General features: G+C 71.2%; 14 protein-coding genes. 13 read left to right on the plus strand and 1 reads right to left on the minus strand.

Going from position 1 to position 19,012, the window contains the following annotated elements; all coding sequences use genetic code 11:
• Positions 1-172 precede the first annotated feature (172 nt).
• The gene (locus FNH09_RS23335; RefSeq protein WP_162468977.1) at positions 173-1,729 is read left to right on the plus strand and encodes an oxidoreductase; all 1,557 of its coding nucleotides are present in this window, start codon (positions 173-175) and stop codon (positions 1,727-1,729) included.
• A gap of 112 nt (positions 1,730-1,841) precedes the next feature.
• On the opposite strand, the gene FNH09_RS23340 is transcribed toward FNH09_RS23335, so the two are convergent.
• Positions 1,842-2,300, minus strand: coding sequence for an Lrp/AsnC family transcriptional regulator (locus tag FNH09_RS23340; protein ID WP_152891134.1), 459 nt, complete (start codon positions 2,298-2,300; stop codon positions 1,842-1,844).
• A gap of 63 nt (positions 2,301-2,363) precedes the next feature.
• Here FNH09_RS23340 and FNH09_RS23345 point away from each other — a divergent pair, with 63 nt between their 5' ends.
• From FNH09_RS23345 to FNH09_RS23400, 12 genes are all read left to right on the plus strand, one after another.
• Positions 2,364-3,113: an AzlC family ABC transporter permease gene (locus FNH09_RS23345; protein ID WP_152891136.1), complete on the plus strand. Its 750-nt coding sequence runs from the start codon at positions 2,364-2,366 to the stop codon at positions 3,111-3,113.
• Positions 3,106-3,435 (plus strand): branched-chain amino acid transporter permease, encoded by a 330-nt coding sequence (locus tag FNH09_RS23350; protein ID WP_152891138.1) that lies wholly within the window; start codon positions 3,106-3,108, stop codon positions 3,433-3,435. The genes FNH09_RS23345 and FNH09_RS23350 overlap by 8 nt, the downstream gene beginning before the upstream one ends.
• A 497-nt stretch (positions 3,436-3,932) precedes the next feature.
• The gene (locus FNH09_RS23355) at positions 3,933-4,817 is read left to right on the plus strand and encodes a CPBP family intramembrane glutamic endopeptidase (protein WP_238427005.1); all 885 of its coding nucleotides are present in this window, start codon (positions 3,933-3,935) and stop codon (positions 4,815-4,817) included.
• A 54-nt stretch (positions 4,818-4,871) separates the two neighbouring features.
• The gene (locus FNH09_RS23360) at positions 4,872-6,092 is read left to right on the plus strand and encodes a sensor histidine kinase (protein ID WP_152891158.1); all 1,221 of its coding nucleotides are present in this window, start codon (positions 4,872-4,874) and stop codon (positions 6,090-6,092) included.
• A 3-nt stretch (positions 6,093-6,095) separates the two neighbouring features.
• Positions 6,096-6,788, plus strand: coding sequence for a response regulator (locus tag FNH09_RS23365; protein ID WP_162468978.1), 693 nt, complete (start codon positions 6,096-6,098; stop codon positions 6,786-6,788).
• Positions 6,789-6,970: 182 nt separating this feature from the next.
• Positions 6,971-7,918, plus strand: coding sequence for an NmrA family NAD(P)-binding protein (locus tag FNH09_RS23370; protein WP_152891140.1), 948 nt, complete (start codon positions 6,971-6,973; stop codon positions 7,916-7,918).
• 808 nt (positions 7,919-8,726) lie between these two features.
• Positions 8,727-8,924, plus strand: a complete 198-nt coding sequence (locus FNH09_RS23375; RefSeq protein ID WP_152891142.1) for a hypothetical protein — start codon at positions 8,727-8,729, stop codon at positions 8,922-8,924.
• Positions 8,925-8,986: 62 nt separating this feature from the next.
• Positions 8,987-9,484 (plus strand): GNAT family N-acetyltransferase, encoded by a 498-nt coding sequence (locus tag FNH09_RS23380; RefSeq protein ID WP_152891144.1) that lies wholly within the window; start codon positions 8,987-8,989, stop codon positions 9,482-9,484.
• A 349-nt stretch (positions 9,485-9,833) separates the two neighbouring features.
• Positions 9,834-11,282, plus strand: a complete 1,449-nt coding sequence (locus FNH09_RS23385) for a VMAP-C domain-containing protein (protein WP_274390261.1) — start codon at positions 9,834-9,836, stop codon at positions 11,280-11,282.
• A gap of 47 nt (positions 11,283-11,329) precedes the next feature.
• The gene (locus tag FNH09_RS23390; RefSeq protein ID WP_338017662.1) at positions 11,330-12,331 is read left to right on the plus strand and encodes an AAA family ATPase; all 1,002 of its coding nucleotides are present in this window, start codon (positions 11,330-11,332) and stop codon (positions 12,329-12,331) included.
• Complete coding sequence (locus tag FNH09_RS23395; RefSeq protein WP_152891148.1) at positions 12,328-15,261, plus strand: SAV_2336 N-terminal domain-related protein; 2,934 nt, start codon at positions 12,328-12,330, stop codon at positions 15,259-15,261. The genes FNH09_RS23390 and FNH09_RS23395 overlap by 4 nt, the downstream gene beginning before the upstream one ends.
• The coding region (locus FNH09_RS23400) for an AAA family ATPase (RefSeq protein WP_152891150.1) at positions 15,258-19,012 on the plus strand (3,755 nt) is incomplete at its 3' end. The genes FNH09_RS23395 and FNH09_RS23400, both read left to right, overlap by 4 nt.

Below are 19,012 nucleotides of genomic sequence, written 5' to 3' on the forward strand. Positions count from 1 at the left end.
CCACAGGTCGCCCTGAACAGGATCAGCACGCAAGCGGACACCCTGCCGACCAAGATCGCCGAGCGCAAGGCCCGAGCTCAACTCATTCCGAGACGAGCAGTAAAACAGAAGGGACCACCTCCGCTCCGCGGTCAGGCAAGGCAAGCACGTAGGGAATCACTACGCTGCACGGGTGCTCTCATACGACGAGTTGACCTTCCCGGAGCGGGAGTTGTGGGACGCGTTCCCCGAGGGACTTCGCCTGGACCTGCGCACGGGATCGCCCGAGGAGGATCGAGTAGACGAGGGCGGGCGATGGGGTCCCGAGCGGAGGGTTCGGGCTGCCGTGATCGCGGCGCTCCTCCTGGGTGCGAACGCCACACAGCCGGGCGCCGTGGCATGCCTGAGACTCGCCGGGGCGCGGATATCCGGGCGCCTCAATCTGGCCGGCGCGCAGATCGTTCATGCCTTATGGCTGGATGGCTGCTGGCTCGAGGAGCCTGTGGACCTTCTTGGTGCGTCGGCACATACGGTCGTGATCTCGGGCAGCCGGGTCCCGGGCATCGAAGCCGATGCGGCCCGGATCGAGGGAGTCCTCGACCTGCGGCGCTCGGTGGTGGAGAGCCTCGATTTCTCGCCTTTCAACCACGTCAGAACTGCCCTGTCCCTGACCGACGCCCGGATCAGCGGTGGCGTCCTCCTCAGCGGGGCCGAGATCAACGCGCCGGGCGGATGGGCAGTGGCCGCCGGCGGCCTGGTCATGGAGGGAGGCGTCTTCTGCAACCGTGGGTTCGTGGCGCGAGGTGAAGTACGTTTGCTGGGTGCTCAGTTGCCGGGCGGACTGTTCATGAAGGGCGCTCGCCTGGAGGGCCCCTCCGAGCGTGGAGTGGCCCTCGCGCTGGACAACGCCGCGGCCTCGACGATCGATCTCTCCGGCGGGTTCACCGCGAACGGGACCGTACGGCTGCGGGGTGCCCGGATCTCGGACAGCCTGACCTTTGCAGGAGCCGTCCTCAACGGACCACTCGACGGTCACGGCCCGTCGCTGGTGGCCCCACGGATGCAGACCGTCGACTTCGACTTCACTGTCGCCCATCCGCCGTCCGGCACCGTGGACCTGCGCGGCGCGCAGGTGTCCCACCTCCATGACAGCGAGCACAGCTGGCCGGAAGCGGTGGAGCTGGACGGCTTCGTCTACGGCTCCATCAAGATGGGCGAAGCAGGCGACCGACGGGAGGCAGTGGGGCAGCGGGACTCCGTCGCCCACCGGGTGGCGTGGATACGACGCAGCCCTGGCTACAGCCCCCAGCCCTACGAGCAGTTGGCGAGCTGGTACCGGAAGGCCGGCCACGATGACGACGCCCGCCGCGTGCTTGTGGCCAAGCAGCGCCACCGGCGCCGGACTCTGCACCCAGCAGCACGCGTATGGGGGCACCTGCTCGACACGACCGTCGGCTACGGATACCGCCCCTGGCTCGCCGGCGTCTGGCTGCTCGCCTTGACCTTGCTGGGCACGCTGTCCTTCAGCGCCGGCACCCCCAAGCCGGTTCAGAAAGGCGAAGGCGCACCGTTCCAGCCCTTCGTCTACACCCTCGACCTCTTGATCCCTATCGGCGGTCTGGGCCAACGCACGGCCTGGTACTGGTCGAACGGCAGCCTCCAGTGGCTGGCCTACCTGCTGATCGCCTTCGGCTGGGTACTGACGACCGCCATCATCGCGGGCGTCACCCGCACTGTGCAGAAGAACTAGCGGGCGCCGACCTCCGAATCGACATGTTCACGAACCGGGCCAGCACCAGCACCCTCATCTCGAGGTGGGGCGTGTTCCCGGACCCTGGCGGGGCCGTGGGTTTCGTGTCGCCCTACTCGTTGGTCTTGATCTTCTTCATGGTCAGGTGGGATTCGAGGCGGAGTACGGCGGGCAGGCCGCTGAGCTTCTCGGTGAGGAAGGCTTCATAGGCTGCGTGGTCGGCGACCGCGACCCGGACGAAGTAGTCGGGCCGCCCGTACATGCGGCGGAATTCGATGACCTCGCCGTAGGAGGCCACGGTGTCCTCGAAGTCCTCGAAGCTCTTGCGGTCCTGGGCGTAGATCTCGACGTCGATGAGGACCTCCAGGTCTCGGCCCAGGGCCTGGGGGTTGATGACCGCCCGGTATCCGGTGATGACGCCGGCCTCTTCCAGCCGCTTGACCCGGCGGAGGCACGGCGGCGGTGTCAGGCCGACGCGCTTGGCCAGCTCCACGTTCGTCAGCCGCCCGTCCTGGCTCAGGCGAAATATAATGTCGCGGTCGATCGCATCCAAGGTAATTTCGTTGCTCATGACGTGATCATAAGGTGATAAGTGGCAACCATATGAGGTGCGATTCGTCCTAAAATTTCACACATGGACATACCTCCTGTCGTCACCGAGGGTCGGCCTCGGCCTGTTCCCGCCCCTCCGCGCTCGACGCGGTCCGAGGCACGCGCGGCGTTGAAGGACTCCGCCGGCGTCGGGCTGGGATTCCTGCCGCTCGGTCTCGCATTCGGGGCGCTGGTGACGCAGTCGGGGCTGGACTGGTGGTGGGCTGGGCTGTCCGCGGTACTCGTCTTCGGCGGATCGTTCGAGTTCCTGCTCATCGGCATGGTCACCGCCTCCGCCCCGCTCGCGGCGATCGCGGTCTCCGCGTTGCTGGTGAACGTCCGGCACGTCTTCTATACGCTGTCCTTTCCCCTGCACCGCGTGAAGGGCCGAATCGGCAAGGCGTACAGCACCTACGCGATGTGCGACGAGGCGTACGCCCTGGCCACCGGCGAACAGGCCCGCACCTGGTCCAGCCGCCGCATCCTGTGGCTGCAGTTCTTCCTGCACCTGTACTGGGCGACCAGCTCCACCGTCGGCGCTCTGCTCGGCTCCCTCATCCCCGACGGTGTCACCGGTCTGGACTTCGCCCTGACCGCCCTGTTCACCGTCCTCGCCCTCGACGCCGTCCGGGACCTGCGGGGCGACGTGCCCACCCCCGTCGTGGCCGTGCTCAGCGCCCTGGCCGCCCGCCTCCTCTTCCCCGGCCAGATGCTCCTGGCCGCCTTCACCCTGTTCACCGCCGCTCTCCTGGCCCGCCACCTCACCACGTCGAGGAAGCCCCGCCATGCCTGACACCCGCTACGCCATCGCCGCCGTCCTCGTCGCCGCCACCGTCACCTGGACTCTGCGCGCCCTGCCCTTCGCCGTCCTCACACCCCTGCGCGAAAGCGGCACCGTGCAGTACCTCAGCACCCGGATGCCCGCCGGCGTCATGGTGATCCTGGTCGTCTACTGCCTGCACGGCCTGCCCGTGACCGAAGCCCGCGCAACGGCGCCGCTCGCGGCCCTGGCCGTCACGATCGGCCTGCACCTATGGCGTCGCAACGCACTGCTGAGCATCCTCGGCGGCACGGCCACCCACGTGATCCTCGCCAGCACGGTCTTCGCCCACTGAATCCGTCTGACGCCGAGCCATGCGCTGTCACTTGCCGTGGACTTCGAACATCGCACAACCCCAAGGCCGCCCGACGTCGTGAACAACCGCTGTCCGCTCTCCGGTTCCGGCTCAACTTCTGTGGAGCCGTGGCAGAGCGGCGCCGTTCAGGCCCGCGGCACCGTCGCCGATCACCACCACATCCAACGCCGCGGCGGGCAGGGTGTCGCTCGCGTAGTGGGAAGTCCGCGCAGACATGTCGAGCGCAGGACAGGCCTCATACGCAGAGGGAGTCGCGCACCGCGCGTCGCCCAGGGCTGGTACCTGGAACGACGGGCGTTGCGCTGTCGCCGGTCGGGCAGGGCAGGGGATGCGCGGCGAGGGCACGGCCGGGGCGGGAATGCATCCCCCGTGAGAGCTACCGGGGTCGTCCGCCCGCGGGTGAATCGCGGATGTCGCGGAGTTCCTAGCGTGGTTGTCGGGTCGCCGCACGGGCGGCCGGATACCAGGGGGAGGCCATGATGGACACGCCATCGACCACGCACCACGAGGCGGACCGCGACCGGCTCGCGGACGTCTCCGTTTCCAGCGGTGGCCGCGTCGGCCGGATCTGCCGCTCGCCGCTCGGCTGGATGCTGATCGGAATCGTCGGCGTGGGGGCGGTCTCCAGCGCGACCGCGACCGGACCCGGACCGGTGCCGGTGCTGGGAGCCGCCGTCGCGCTGGTCGTGTACTGGGCAGTCCTGCGCTTCGTCGCGCGACGGCCGACGACGGAGATCGCCCGGCGCGGGGCCGTGCGGGAGGCGATGCTCGGCGGCGGGATCGGCCTGGGCTTCATCGTCGTGTCCACCCTCCTGATCGCGGCGTTCGGAGGCTACTCGTTCTCCTGGGCCGGAAACGGGTTCTTCTCCGTCGTGGCGTCCGCGATCGCTGTGCAGGCGGGCGCGGCGGTCACGGAGGAGCTGATGTTCCGCGGCCTCGCCCTACAGGCCCTGGAGCGGCTGTTCGGCAGCCGTGCCGCCGTCGCGATCACCGCGCTGCTCTTCGGTGCCGCGCACCTGGCGAACCCCGGGGCCGATGCATGGAGTGGGCTGGCGATCGCCCTGGAGGCGGGCGCGCTGCTCGGAGCGGCGTTCCTGTGGCGGCGCAGCATCTGGTTCGTCGTGGGTATGCACTTCGCCTGGAACGCCGCCGAGCAGCTGCTCGGCATCCCGGTCTCGGGCAACACCGAAAGGGGGCTGCTGTCCGTGCACGTCAGCGGTTCGGGCCTGCTGACCGGCGGAAGTTTCGGTCTGGAGGCTTCGATCGTTACCGTCCTCATCAGTGTGGCGCTGGCGGTCCCGATGTTCGTCCGCGCCCACCGGCGGGGCGGTCTGCTGCCCCGGCAGCGCGCCGCCCGCTGAGCTCTGCGCGTGGCACCGCCCACAGCCGACCGGAACGGAACGGAGACAGCAGTGATGATGCCCGGGTGGTCTCGGAGACTTCCGCTGCCGCGGAGGCCGCTCGGGTGGGTGACAGGAGGTCAGCAATTCGTGAAGGACAGTGCTTTCGCGCTGGTTCTCACGGTGCTGGCCTTCGTGCCGACCCTGTCACAGATCGGGGCGCAGATCGGCGACCTGTCCGAACATCCGCCGAGCCCCTTGGCCATCGGGCTGACCCTGACACAGACCCTGCCGCTGGCGTTACGCACTCGGTGGCCCGCGGTCTGTCTCGTCGCTGTCGGATGCGCCTTCGCGGTGCATCAGGCTCTTGGCTGTCCGGCGACGTTCGGAAGTGTCGGGCTCTACGCGGCCCTGTACTCTGCCGGAGCCCACCAGGTCTCCTTCCGCCGCGCTCTCGCCGCCACGTCGGGCGCGGGCTACGCCGTACTGGCGGTCGTCCTGCACCGCCTCGGCTCACCGACGCGGGTCCCGGACTTCGTCGCGTTCTTTGTGGTTCTGGCGGGGCTCTGGCTGCTGGGAAGCGGCATACGCAGGCGCCGTGCCGAGGAGGCCGAGCGGCGGCGGCTGGCCGCGGAGGTGGCCGCGGCCGCTGAGCGCGCACATATCGCTCGTGAACTGCACGATGTGGTGACCCACCATGTGACGGCCATGGTGGTCCAGTCCGACGCCGCGCAGGTCCTGCTCACGTCCGCGCCGGAGCGCGCCGTCGACAGTCTGACGGCTGTCAGCGACACCGGTCGCCGGGCCCTCACCGAGCTGCGGTACCTGCTCGGTGTGCTGGAGGCGACCGGCCAGAGCGCGTCCGCAGCCGCGGACCGGGCACCCGCCCTGGGAAAGGTGGGGGACCTGGTCGCGCAGGCCCGAAGGTCGGGCCAGCCCGTCGAGTTCACCGAACGGGGCGAGCGGCGGGCGCAGAGGGTGGAGGTGGAACTGGTCGCATACCGCGTGGTGCAGGAGGCGCTCACCAACGCGATGAAGCACGCGGTCGGGCAGCGGACACAGGTCCTGGTCCAGCACGGCGACGAGCACATCGAGATCGAGGTGGCCACCGAAGGATCCGGGCCCTCCTCGACGTCCGCACCCGCCGCCCGAGCGGTGGGCCGTGGCGGCGGACGAGGGCTGACCGGGCTGCGGTCACGGGTGCGAAGGCTCGATGGTGAACTGGTGGCCGGACCCCTGCCGGACGGCAGGTTCCGTGTCCGTGCCCTGATCCCCGTCCAGCCCGCGCAGGAGTGACCCGTGTCTGATGCACCACCGCCGATCCGCGTACTCGTCTGCGACGACCAGGAGTTGGTGCGGACCGGCTATGTCACCATCTTTTCCGCCCAGCCCGACCTGGAGGTCGTCGGGGAGGCCGAGAACGGGCACGCGGCAGTGGAGGCCGCGCGGCAACTGCGCCCCGACGTCGTCGTGATGGACATCCGGATGCCCCTGCTCGACGGCATCGAGGCCACCCGTCGGCTGGCCGGACCCGATGTCGAGGCGCCACCGAAGGTCCTGGTCGTCACCACCTTCAACGTCGACGCCTACGTCTACGAGGCGTTCCGGGCCGGAGCGAGCGGCTTCCTCCTCAAGGACTCACCCCCAGTGGAGCTGGTGAGCGGGATCCGCACGGTCGCCCGGGGCGAGGCGCTGCTCGCACCGGCCGTCACCCGCCACCTCATCGGCCACTTCGCCGAACGACTGCGCCCGGCGGACACCTCCCGGCCGGCCAGGGACGAAGTCGTGAGCGCGCTGACCGTCCGCGAACTGGAGGCGCTCCGGCTGATCGCCGAGGGGCTGTCGAACGCCGAGATCGCCGCGGCCATGTTCATCACACCGGAGACGGTCAAGACCTACGTGTCGCGGATCCTGACCAAACTCGACCTGCGTGACCGCGTACAGGCCGTCGTCCTCGCCTACCGGATCGGCCTGGTTTCCGGCACGTCCTGAGCCGGCCCGGGGCCGCGGCGGATCACGTATTCAGGTGAGGGTTCGGTGCACTGCGCCTGACCGGGAATCGGCGCGGGGACATCTCCGGCAGGACGGGCGACGCGCATGCGTTCGCTCAGCAGCGCGCCGTTGCGGGATCTCGCCGGCTCCCGCGTGACGCGCGCACGATCAAGGAGGCACCGATGGGGCAAACGCCGCTGTATGTCGTGACCGCTGCCGCTGGGGGCGGGGTGGGAGGCGTGGCCCGCACCGTCGTCCAGATGCTGCTGGAGGGCGGTCAAAGGGTGCGGGCGACCGTGCACCGCGAGGACGAGCGCTCCCGGCAGTTGCGGGAGCTGGGCGCCGAGGTGATCGCCGGTGACCTGACCGATCCCGGGCACGCCGCCGAGGTCCTGGACGGCTCGAACCGGGTGTTCTTCAGCATGGGCGTGTCCGAGCGGTACCTGGAGGCCACCACGGTGTGGGCGTTGGCCGCCCGGTCCTCGCCCGGGGTGGAGGTGGTGGTGAACATGTCGCAGATGACCGTCTCGCAGATGACCGCCACCAGCACCGCGGAGTCCCGGCAGCAGCGGCTCCACTTCCTTGCCGAGCACGTCCTCGACTGGTCCGGGGTTCCCGTGGTCCACATGCGGCCCACCGTGTTCCTGGAGAACCCGCTGTTCAACGAGATCGTCGCTCCGGGCCTGCGCGAACGCGGCGTGCTGGCACTGCCGTTCGGCACGGGCCGCACCTCACCTGTCGCCGCCGATGACGTCGCCGCCTCGGTCACGGCCGTCCTGCTCGCGCCCAGCACGCACACGGGCCCGGTCTACGAGCTGACCGGCCCCCGGTCCATGGCCCTGCCGCAACTCGCGGACGCCTTCGGCCGGGGTCTGGAGCAGCCGGTGGCAGCCGAGCCCCTCACCCTCGAAGCCTGGGCCGCTCAGCTGGAAGCGGTGGGCCTGGATGCCCATGTCCAGCAGCACCTGGCCACCATGGCCCGGCTGCACCGCGAGAACCGGTACGACCGCTGCACCGACGAGGTCCAGACGCTGACCGGCCGCCCGGCCACACCCGTGGACGTGTGGGTGCGCCAGCACCGTGACGAATTCCAGAGTGATCCGCAGGCACCACGGCAGGTTCCGAATTGAACCGGTGGGCGCCCGCGCCATGGACGAGGCCACAGGGGCCCCTCCGGCGCAGACACCGAGGCGGCTTCCGCTGCCCGAACCGAGCGGAAGTCGGATGAGACGTGAAGGGCGCCAAAAACCGACCGCCAGCGGGCCGCCCGGAATCACCGTCCAGGAGGTCCTGTGGCGGGGCCGCCGGGGCGGCACCGGCGGCCCAGCGGCCCGTCCGACCGGCGGCCCAGCGGCCCAGCGGCCCAGCGGCCCGGCGGCCCGGCGGCCCGGCGCAGGATTCCGATCGCCGCTCCCCTGTGATTCCCGGGGCACGATTGCGCTCGCCCTCGGATGGCCGATCACGGCCAGTCACCGGTCACCCGGCCGACGCCACAGGACGTCCGCCGTCCTGCCCGGCGCCGGCGGGCCGACCGCGGCTCCGGCGCACCAGGACCATGGGCACCGGGCCGGACGGTCGTGTTCGATCACCGTCCAGTCGGTGATCTCGAACTGCGCGAATGCCTGCGGCAGCCCCGTGGGCCGCGCAGTGGCAGCCCGCCCGGACAGCGGATGGCCCGGGACACAGTCACCGCCGCCCTGCTCGACGGCGAACAGCGTCCTCCCCCGCTGCTGAGAATGCAACGTCGTCTTGGCCCGGCCCAGAGCCGCACATCACGACCCACGGAATACGGCCCCGACCCACATTGCTCTCCCATGCACGGCGGCCGGTGACGACTGGTACGACAGGGGACCTGTCAGCTCGGTCTCCCCGCTGGAGCGTCGCTTGCCGCCGGAAGTACTCACCGGCCGGCAGTCACCCGATGACGAAGGATCGATCATGGACACGTCACACAGCGCGACCGACGGTGCCGCACAGGCGCGACAGGAGCGGTTCGGCCACCTGCCTCAACGCATACGCTTCGAGGACATGGTCGTGGAAAAGCCGGCCGTCCCGGCAGACGCCGCGGCCGCCGCATACGACCCGGCCGGCGCGTGGTCCCACTACTCCTGCCTGGCAGTGGACCTGGGTCTGTAGGGCGTGCATCGAAAGTGTCCACGGGGAGCCCGGACCTTTGCCGGGTGAGTGATGCTGGAGTCATGACTGATCACGAGGTTGCCATCGTTCGCTGGCCAGGCGAGACCCCACCGATCGAGGATGACCTGGCCGCGCTGCTGGCCGCCTACCATCTTCGGACGGAGGCCGAGAAGGGCGAACCGGTGGCCGACGTAAACGGTCTGCCGGACCGCTACCGGGCAGAGATCACCGACCCCCGGACCGCATTCGCCGACGACGTCGTACTGGTGGCTTTCCTGGAGAACGCTACTGGGGGGTGCCTGGTGGTGACCTCCCCGACCCATGGGCAGTCAGAGATCAAGAGGCTCTGGACCGCCCCCGAGTCCCGTGGCCGGGGCGTTGCGTCCGCCTTGCTCGGCACTGCGCTCAGTGATGCTGCCAATCATGGCGTGCACACCGTCCGGCTCTCGGTGTGGGAATGGCGGACCGGGGCCATTGCTCTGTACGAACGACTCGGCTTCACCGTCACCCAGTCATGGGATGAGCGCAAGCAACTGGTGTGCATGCAGCGCACTCTCTGAGTCGTCTTAACCATTCGTGCGGCGGCCGGCCGCCGTGGGAACCGGCGGGGGCGCGGTTCTCATCGACGTCGACGTCGGCCCGGAAGACCGCTTCCTCCCGGCTGATGCGCCTGCACCAGACCCAGAGCGCGTTGGCCGGCGCAATGCGCAGCTGCTCGGCGAGGTCCTCGGCCGACTCCGTGTTCCGGTGCCGACGCCGCCCGGGCAGATCTCGCCCCGCGTCTGCCTGCGACGGACGGGTACTCGATGAAACTGTCGATCAGACACGAACGTCGGCTTTGCTCTCTAGAATTGGCCCGTCCATGACCGGGCGGTCCGCACTCACCATAGGGGCGGTATGGGGCTGTTCATGCCAGAGCCTGCTGCGCGGGGGGCGTTGGGCGAGCTGACCGAGATCCTGACCACCTTGACCAGCTTTTCTGACGACCCCACCCGTGGGGTCATCATCGACGAACTGGGGCCCCGGATCGCTGCGCAGATTCCGCGTTACCCGGTCGCACGGATGGAGGCCCTTGCCATTGTGCAGGCCTGCTTGCGTATTCCCGGCGGGCTCACCTCCCTGGCCGACGTACTCGAGGTGTTCGAAGGCGGCACCCCCGCAGTGGAGCGGTTCCGGCGGCTCGTCCACGCGCTCTCCCTGCCGCCGGAGTTGCAGGACACCGAGCGGCGCCAGTTGGTGTCGATCCTCGACTCCGTGGAGGGCAGGCCCTGGCTCGCGGCCTATCTGGGGGCGGCAAGCCCTGTCGTCGAACGTCTGCCGGACGGTCCGGGCGAAGCCCTGGCTGTTCTGGAGGACTTGCCGGCACCCCGGGGCGAGGAGTCCCGCGTCCTGCGCTTCACCCGGCGACTGGTCGTGGGTGACCGTCTGCCGGAACAGGCGCGCGCCGCGGTGCACCGCTGGCACACGATGCTCGCCGGACGTCTGGGGCTTCCTCTCCCGCCCCCGCCGGACCACGAACCGCGCGGTCCCGCGACCGAGGACGCCCTCCTCGTACTCAGCCTCGAACCCTATCTTCCCGGCGACAACTCCTGTCTGCTGTCGGCCTGGCTGGGATACGACCAGGACGCATGGCTGCCGCTGGTACGTGAGGACAGGCCCCGACCGCTGTCCGAGATCCCCTCCATGCTGGACGAGTTCATGCATGTCGTACGGGACTTCACCGGTGGCCACCCGCCGCAGCGCGTGGAGTTCATGCTGCCGCGGTTGCTGCTGAGCCTTCCCGTGGACCAGTGGGTGACGAACGGACAGCCGTCGGTGGCACGCCGCCCGGGGGCCACCCTCGGCACCGACTGTGCCGTCGTCGTCCGCGATCTCGAACGCGCTACCGACCCCTCGGCCCGTGAGCAGTGGTCACGGCGCTGGAGGGCCTTCGACCGTGCCGATGTGCTGTCGGAGCGAGAAGTGCTCTGGCTGAATCCCGGCCGGTCGCCGTACGCGTACGACTCTCCGGCCGTGCCGTACTCCGCCTGCGCCGCGGTCGTCGAGCCGCCGGAGGGGGAGGACCGTTCACGCCTCGGCACGGCGGACGCGCTCGGCGCGGTGCTCGACGCGGGTGTGCCGGTGGCGGTCTGGAGCCGACAGACGGGACCGGCCCACCGCACACCCCGCGGAGCCTTCCAACGGTTCGCGCGGGAACTGTTCCACCGCGGCAGGTCCGATCAACTGCCGGAACGAATGCGGTCATTGCGCTCTGAAGCATCCGAGACGACGGAACTGGACTGGGCCCGGCATATCGCTCTCCTGTGGGACGATCCGACCCGCACCGTGGGGGCCGGAACCGCACTGCGATGGCCGTAGTACCCGATGACGCCAGCCGGACGGCAGGCCGGAAGGAACGGGAAGACGTGTACAACGGGCGTATATACCAAGGCCACGGCGAACCCCACAGCAGGATCGACCATCTGCCCCCGCCGCCGCCGTGGCGCGCCATGACCCGCGGCGAACCCCTCGGCGAGACCCTCGACCGGCCCACGTCACGGGCACGCGTCTACCAATCGGACCGGAACACGGTCGAAGCCGTCAACGCGGCTCTGCTGCTGCGCCGTCCCCTGCTGGTCACGGGCAGGCCCGGCACCGGCAAATCCACCCTCGCCCATCACGTGGCGCTGGAACTCGGGCTCGGTCGGGTGCTCACGTGGCCGGTCACCAGCCGCGTGACGCTCAAGGACGGCCTGTACACGTACGACGCGATCGGGCGTCTCCGGGAGGCCGGCCGCCTCGCCTCCGTCGCGCCCCAGGCGTACGGCGAGTTCTCCTCGGGCTCGGAAGAACGCTCCGACATCGGGACGTACCTGCGGCTCGGACCGCTCGGCACAGCGCTGCTTCCGTCCGAGCGCCCACGGGTACTGGTGATCGACGAGCTCGACAAGAGCGACATCGACCTGCCCAACGACCTGCTTCATGTCTTCGAGGAAGGGCAGTTCGAGATCCCCGAGCTGGTTCGCCTGGCCCGGGAGCCCACGGTGCACGTCCTGACGCACGATCCCGGCGGCTTCGCGGAGATCGTACGAGGGCAGGTGCAGTGCACCGAGTTCCCGTTCGTGGTCGTGACCAGCAACGGCGAGCGCGACTTCCCGCCGGCGTTCCTGCGCCGGTGCATCCAACTGGAGTTGCCCGAACCGGACGTGGAGAAGCTCACCCGTATCGTCGAGGCTCATCTGGGCCGGGAGGCGACCGACCGCGCCCATCAACTGATCGAGACGTTCCTGCGCCGCCGGGCCGAGGGGGGAATGCTCTCCACCGACCAGCTCCTCAACGCCATCTATCTCTCCCTCGGCGACGGAACCGGCACGGACCGCGACGAACTGGTCCATCTCTTGCTCAGACCGCTCGGGCCGGGCACATGATCAGGGAACTCGCCGAGCTGCTGCGTAGCCTCGGGGAGACCCCCGAGGCCGTACAACTGGCGGACGCGCTGTGGCTGGCGGAGCGTCTGGGCCCGTCGGCTCCCCCGCTCGGATCCTCCGAGGGCACCGCCGTCGTGACCACGCCGGACAGCGTGTCCGAGGCGGCCGACGGTTCGCTGTGGGAAGAGCCTCCGCCGGTGCCCGGCTCCGCGGGGCCACGCCCGCTCGTACCCTCCACCGGGCCGGGTCCGCGCAACGGGCTGCTGTACCTGCCCGAGCCACGGCCCTCGCCCGGGGACGCGGGGAGTGGGGCGGTACGGCTGAGGGCACCGGCCGCGTTGCCGCAGCGGGCTGCGCTCGCCCGCTCCCTGCGGCCGCTGACCCGCAGGGTCCCTTCGCGGACCGCGACCGTGCTGGACGAGGAGGCCACGGTGGAGGGCATCGTCGAGACCGCCCAGTGGTCTCCCGTGCTGCGTCCGGCGCCCAGCCGCTGGCTGGATCTGGTGCTGGTCGTGGACGACTCGGTGTCCATGACGCTCTGGCGCGAGACGATCCAGGAGTTCCTGTCTCTGCTGGGCAGCGTCGGGGCGTTCAGGTCCGTGCAGCACTGGCTTCTGCCGACCGAGGAGATCGCCTCGCACGGCATCGTGCTGCGTCCGCCCACGGCGGGAGCCGGCGAGCGTCTCGGTGACCGCAGCCCCCTGGAGATCGTCGACCCCACCGGGCGTCGTGTCGTGCTGGTGGCCTCCGACTGTGTCAGCCCGTCCTGGGCCGACGGAACCCTGGGCCGGCTGCTGCGCACCTGGGGGCGGTCCGGACCGGTCGCCCTGGTCCAACTGCTGCCGCGGCGGCTGTGGAAACGCAGTGCGCTGAGCGTCCACGAGGTGCGACTGGGTTCCGACACGCCCGGTGTGCCCAACATCGGCCTGCGCGTCACCCCGCTCGACAGCCACCGGCCGACGACACCCGGTATGGCCGTACCCGTGCTGGAACTCGACCCGCGCTGGCTCGGCCCGTGGGCCGCCCTGGTCAGCGGCGAGACCTCCACATGGGACACCCTGGCCACCGTGGTCCCCGACCATCCGGGAGCCGAGACGTCCGCTCCACCGCTCCCCGCCGCCCCGGTGGCGACGACCGCGGAGGAACTGGTCCGCGAATTCGCCCTGCATGCCCACCCGCTGGCGATGCGGCTCGCGCTGCACCTGGCCGCCGTACCGCTGAGCCCGCCGGTGATGCGACTGGTGCAGCAGGCGGTGTGCGGGGACTCCCGCCCGTCCGTCCTCACCGAGGTCCTCTTCACCGGCCTGGTCACCCGCGCCGACGACGCCGACACCATGGACGCCTCCGCGCACGACGTACTGCCCGTCCAGTTCGACTTCCGTCCCGGTGTCCGGGACGTGCTGCTGGGCATGACGCCGGGCTCCCAGGTTCTGCACACCCTCTCCGTCGTCACGGGGTGGCTGTTCGACGGCCTCCACCGCTCCGGTGTACCCACCAGCGACTTCACGGCGCTCCTGGACGGAGAGGCGACCGCGGTCGCCGCGGCCCGCTCGGTACGCCCCTTCGCCACCGTCACCGCGCAGGCCCTGCGCCGTCTGAGCGATCGCTACGATCCGCTGGCCCGGCAGTTGCAGGAGACCGACTGGGCCGAGTCGACCGGTATGCCCTCCGCCGGACCGCGGACGGCACCGGGCGCGCAGACGCCCTCCGTCACCGGGGTCGTACCGCCGGCCGGAGAACTGCTGGACCGCGACGATTTCCTCGCCGAGATCCACGAGAGCGCGTTCGGCGAGCCGGGCACCGGCGTGGTCCTCACCGCACGCGAGGGCGGCGGCGCCACCGCGACGGCCGCACGGTACGTGCAGGTGTACGGGCATGCCTACGACCATGTGGCCTGGGTGACGGGCGGCCGGCCCTGCGCGGGCCCCGAGTTGCCCGCCCTGCTGCGGGCCACCGCGGCACAGACCACCGCGACCTGGCTCCTGGTCGTCGACGGAGCCACGCCGGACGACCTCCCCGCGCCACTGCCCGACGGCCCGGGAACCTTGCTCGTCACCTCCGCCGGCGCCGACTGGACGAACGGGTACGTCCTGTTGCCCGTGCCCCCGTTCAAGCGGGCCACCGGCATCCGGTATCTGCGGAGCCGCGTGCGTGGACTCACCGCGCCGGTGGCGCTGCGTATCGCGGCCCGGCTCGACAACGTGCCCCTGGCACTGGCGATGGCGACCGGTCTGCTGTCCCGGCTGACGCCGGAGGCGCTGCTCACCGCGCTCGGCGCCGACCCGGCACCCGAGGCACCCCCTGCCGCCCCGCTCGAGGACCCGGTGGCCGACGTATGCGCGCTCGCCCAGGAACACGCCCGACAACTGTGCCCGGAAGTCGCGCCGTTGCTGGATCTGTCCGCGGTGCTCGCGGCAGGCCCGGTACCGACCCGGTTCGTCGCGCAGGCCCTGCCGCATTCCGCAGACCGGGCAGTGGCCGCCCTCGCGGACGCCGGGCTGCTCACGACGGCCGACGACGGGGCGACCGTGTTCCTGGCCCCTGCGGTGGGACGGGTGCGGCGCACTCGGATGGGCACAGCGGAGATCGTCGCCGCGCAGCGGGTGGCGCGGGCCGCGTTCATCACCTGGCGTTCCGGCGTGGCGTCGACGGTCCATGACGGCGAAGGCCCCCTGGGGCTGACCCGTCATCTGGAGGCCATGGGCGCCCTGGACGACGACGACCCGGCCGTACGTGAGGCCGTGCGCGACCAGGTGCAGCTCCTCGCCGACTGCGGTGACGTGCACGGCGGCCTCGCCTGGGGCGAGGCGGCGCTCGAGCGGCTCAGGGCACGGGTCGGCGCGGACGGCCCCGGCGTCGGCGAACTCGCCCTGCTGCTGGAGCGTTTGACGACGCGGACCGCAGGCCAGGAGAGAGCGCACCGACCATGACCGCCGCGCCCGGCACGGACCCGCCCACGGCTCCCGCTCCGGCTCCCGCTCCACCTGAGCCGTCCGTCGACGGGCTGGTGCGCAGCGCTCTGAGCGTGGGAGTGCGATGGTTCGCGCCCGACGCCGAGTTCGGCCTCGACGACGAAGGCCCCGACCCCTTGCTGTTCGCGGCGGAGCGGGTGACTGCGGTGGCCTCGGCGCTGGAACTGCCCTGCTTCGGCTACCGGTGCCAACGGCTGGCGCCGGAGGACGGGGCGGACGGCCCGACCGCCGACCAGCTCGGCGACGCCGTGCACGAGCGGCTCACCACGTCGGGGGCGGACGACATCCTCATCGTCCATGTCGTCAGCCACGGCGTGCTCAGACCCACCGGCCTGTACGTCCTGGGCTCCGACAGCATGCACACCGCGCGCAGCTCGGTGGCGGGCTGGCTCTCCGCCGTGGAGGACTTTCCCGGCCGCCCTCTGGTGCTGTTCCTGCTGGACCTGTGCCACGCCGGGGCCGCCGCCCGGCTGGAATGGCAGCTGCGCCGGATGCTCGACGGGTCCAACAGGGCCTGGGTGATTGCGGCTTCGGCCGAGGCGGAGATGGCGGTGGACGGTCGCTTCAGCGAGGCCGTGGCCGACGTGCTGACCGCGCTGGCCGAACGCCGCCTGCAATTCGACCCGAGCAGCCCGCACATCGGCTTCCACTGGTTCGCCGACGAGGTACGCAAGCAGTTGCGGAAGACCACCGAGGCACGTGACGGCCTCGCCCAGCGCGTCACCGTCAACGCCCTCGACACGATGGGCCCCGAACTGCCCTTCCTGCCCAACCCCGGCTACCGTGCCGCCGATGCCCGGCCGGCCCACCTGCCGGCCGCGCCGATGGCATCCCACCCGCTGCTGGACGAGGTGGCCGACCCCTACCACTTCCGCCGCCACGCCCAGGGCAGGGCCGGCTTGCCGGTCGGGCCCGTCCAGGAGCGAGGGCTGTTCACCGGCCGCAAAGCGGAGGTCGACCGGATCGCACAGTGGCTCGCGGGCGGCCCCGGCACCAGTCGCCTGATGGTGGTCACGGGCAGTCCGGGAGCCGGCAAGTCCGCTCTCCTGGGCGTGCTGTTGTGCGCCGCCCACCCCGAACTGCGTGAGAGCACCAGAGCGTTGTGGGAGCCGTTGGGCCAAGAGGTGAGTGCACACCCACCGCCGCTGCCGGTCCACGCCCGCCAGCGCACGCTCGCCGAGGTGGTGCGCTCCCTCGTGCGCCGCACCGGCTCCTCCGGTCCGGGGTGGACCGATTCCTCCGACGGCCCGGAAACCGATCCTCGCCGCCTGATCGAGGCCCTGAGCCGCCGCGCCGACGAGCCTCCCGTCGTGGTGCTCGACGCCCTCGACGAAGCACGCGACCCGGCGGACCTGGCCCGCGGTCTGCTCCAGCCGCTGACCACCCTGGACCGGCCCGACGGGCTGCCGCTGTGCCGGGTGCTCCTTGCGGCCCGCGAGGAGGAGCCCTGTCTGTCGCTGATCGCCGATGCCCGCCGCAACAACGACCTCGTCGACCTGGACGCCGTCGGACACGAGGCGCTGGAGGGGGATCTGCGCGCATACGTCGAACGGCTGCTGGGACAGGAACAGGGCGAGCACGCCGCGGCGTTCGCCGCCGCCACCGCGCATGCCCTGGCCGATCCGGAGCACGCTCCCGCCACCGGCCCGCACCTCATCGCCGCCCTGTACACCTCCTACGCTCTCCAGGAGCGCGTGGCCCCCGCCTTGGACGACCCCGAGACGGCACGCCTGCTCGGCGAACAAGTGCCCCGGGACCTGCCGGGCCTGCTGGACCTTCAGTTCGCCGGTGACCACACCCACCATCTGCTGCGTCCGGTTCTCACGGCGCTCGCGTTCGCCCAGGGCGACGGTCTGCCCGTCGCCCTCGTGGCCGCGATCGCCACCGCGTTCGACACTCCCCGCCCCACCACCGACGCCACTCCTGCCGACTCCTCACCGCCCGGGGCAGACGACGACTCGTATGCGCTCGACGACACCGAACCGCCCGACCTTCAGGCCCAGACCGCGGAAGTCGTACAACTCCTCGACGAACTCGGCGTCTTCCTGCGCACCGTCGCCGACGACCGCGGCACCGCCCTGTACCGCCTGCTGCACCAGAGCATCGCGGACGAACTGCGCGCCCAGGCCTCGCCCGGCCCCCGATCGGCTGCGGGAGAGACGGCCGAGCAGGCGGTGTACACCGCCCTGCTGGACACGCTCCGCGAACCGGGTACCGACGACGGCCCGCGCTGGGCCCACCTCGACGACTATCTGCGCCGCCACCTCGCTCAGCACGCCATCGACGCGGACCGCTTCGACGCGTTGTGCACGGATCCGGGGTTTCTGGTCCACGCCGACCCCGACCGGCTCGATCCCGAACTGGGCCACGCCGCCTCCGAAACGGCCCGCAGCGCCGCCGCCGTCTACCGCACCAGCGCGCACGTCCACCGAAGAACCCCGGACGAGATCCGTCGGCACATCCTGGCCATCGACGCCGTCCGGCAGGGCGCCCGTACCCTCGCCGACCGTCTGGCCCGGCCCGGGCGTGGCCAGGGCGTGCCGATGGCCTGGCCACCGCAGTGGGCCACCGCCAGCAGGATCAGCGCGGCCCACGCCTTCACTCTCCCCCTGTCCGACGACCGTGTGACGGCACTCGCCGCACCCGCGACGGGCCCCTCGCACGTCGTGACCGGCACGCGCAGCGGGCGGCTGCGCGTGTGGGACGCCCGCCATGGCCGGGTACGCGCGACGCTCGACCTCGCCCGCGGGGAGATCACGGCCCTGGCCTGCACCCAGCTCGGCGGGCAGGCGGTGGTGCTGGTGGTGGCGGCCGACGGAGTCCCCCAGATGCTCACCCTGCCGGGCCTGGAGCCGCTGCCGGCGCCGGCCGCCCCGCTCTTCCCCGACGCACACGGTGTACGCGCCCTCGCCTGCGTGGACGTGGTCGGACGGCCGATGGCCGTGACAGCGGACGCGGACGGACGCCTGCTGCTGTGGGATTTGTTGGGTGAACTGCCGGTCGAGGAACTGCGTGCCGGCCTGGGCCGTACCACCGCCCTGGCCTGCCTGTCGGGACAGGACGGCCCTCTCGTGGCGGTGGCGGACGACGAGGACACCGTCCGCCTGTGCGCGCCTCTCGGCGAGAGCGCCGGTACGGACCTGCGACACCCGTGCGGCGTCACCGCCCTCACCCTCACCGTCATCGGCGGCCGCCCGAGCGTGGTGACCGGCGGTGCGGACGGACATGTCCGTCTCTACGACGCCGCCTCGCACGCCCTGCTGGCGACGTCGGCGACCGCGCACGACGGCCCGGTCTACGCCCTCTCCCCCATGGACGGCTCGCCGCAGGCACGGCAGGCGCCCGACGAGGGGGCCGGGCAGCGGCTGCTGAGCGGGAGCAGCAACGGCACGATCAGGATCTGGGATCCCACGCTCGGCACGGAACAGGGCCGCTTCGTCGGGCACATGGGTGCGGTGACCGCCCTCGCCCGTCCACCGTCACAGCCACCCGTCCTGGTCTCGGCGGGCCTGGAGGCGGCGCTGCGGGTCTGGCACATACCGCCCGACCGGCCGCGCACGGCCCCCGAACCCGGCCACACCTCCTGGGTCACCGCCCTCGCGCACGCCGAACTCGACGGGCGCACCCTGCTCGTCTCGGCCGGCGCCGACGGCCTGCTGCACCGCTGGGACCTGGAACAGGGCACCCCGTACGGCGCCCCCGTGCCCAC

Source organism: Streptomyces adustus (genome assembly GCF_009377175.1).
Taxonomy (GTDB): Bacteria; Actinomycetota; Actinomycetes; order Streptomycetales; family Streptomycetaceae; genus Streptomyces; species Streptomyces adustus.

What these genes read in the sequence shown, in the direction of transcription:
- FNH09_RS23340 (WP_152891134.1), bottom strand. Translation starts at nt 2,300, where the DNA reads ATGAGCAACGAAATTACCTTGGATGCGATCGACCGCGACATTATATTT.
- FNH09_RS23345 (WP_152891136.1), top strand. Translation starts at nt 2,364, where the DNA reads ATGGACATACCTCCTGTCGTCACCGAGGGTCGGCCTCGGCCTGTTCCC.
- FNH09_RS23350 (WP_152891138.1), top strand. Translation starts at nt 3,106, where the DNA reads ATGCCTGACACCCGCTACGCCATCGCCGCCGTCCTCGTCGCCGCCACC.
- FNH09_RS23355 (WP_238427005.1), top strand. Translation starts at nt 3,933, where the DNA reads ATGATGGACACGCCATCGACCACGCACCACGAGGCGGACCGCGACCGG.
- FNH09_RS23360 (WP_152891158.1), top strand. Translation starts at nt 4,872, where the DNA reads ATGATGCCCGGGTGGTCTCGGAGACTTCCGCTGCCGCGGAGGCCGCTC.
- FNH09_RS23370 (WP_152891140.1), top strand. Translation starts at nt 6,971, where the DNA reads ATGGGGCAAACGCCGCTGTATGTCGTGACCGCTGCCGCTGGGGGCGGG.
- FNH09_RS23375 (WP_152891142.1), top strand. Translation starts at nt 8,727, where the DNA reads ATGGACACGTCACACAGCGCGACCGACGGTGCCGCACAGGCGCGACAG.
- FNH09_RS23380 (WP_152891144.1), top strand. Translation starts at nt 8,987, where the DNA reads ATGACTGATCACGAGGTTGCCATCGTTCGCTGGCCAGGCGAGACCCCA.
- FNH09_RS23385 (WP_274390261.1), top strand. Translation starts at nt 9,834, where the DNA reads ATGCCAGAGCCTGCTGCGCGGGGGGCGTTGGGCGAGCTGACCGAGATC.
- FNH09_RS23395 (WP_152891148.1), top strand. Translation starts at nt 12,328, where the DNA reads ATGATCAGGGAACTCGCCGAGCTGCTGCGTAGCCTCGGGGAGACCCCC.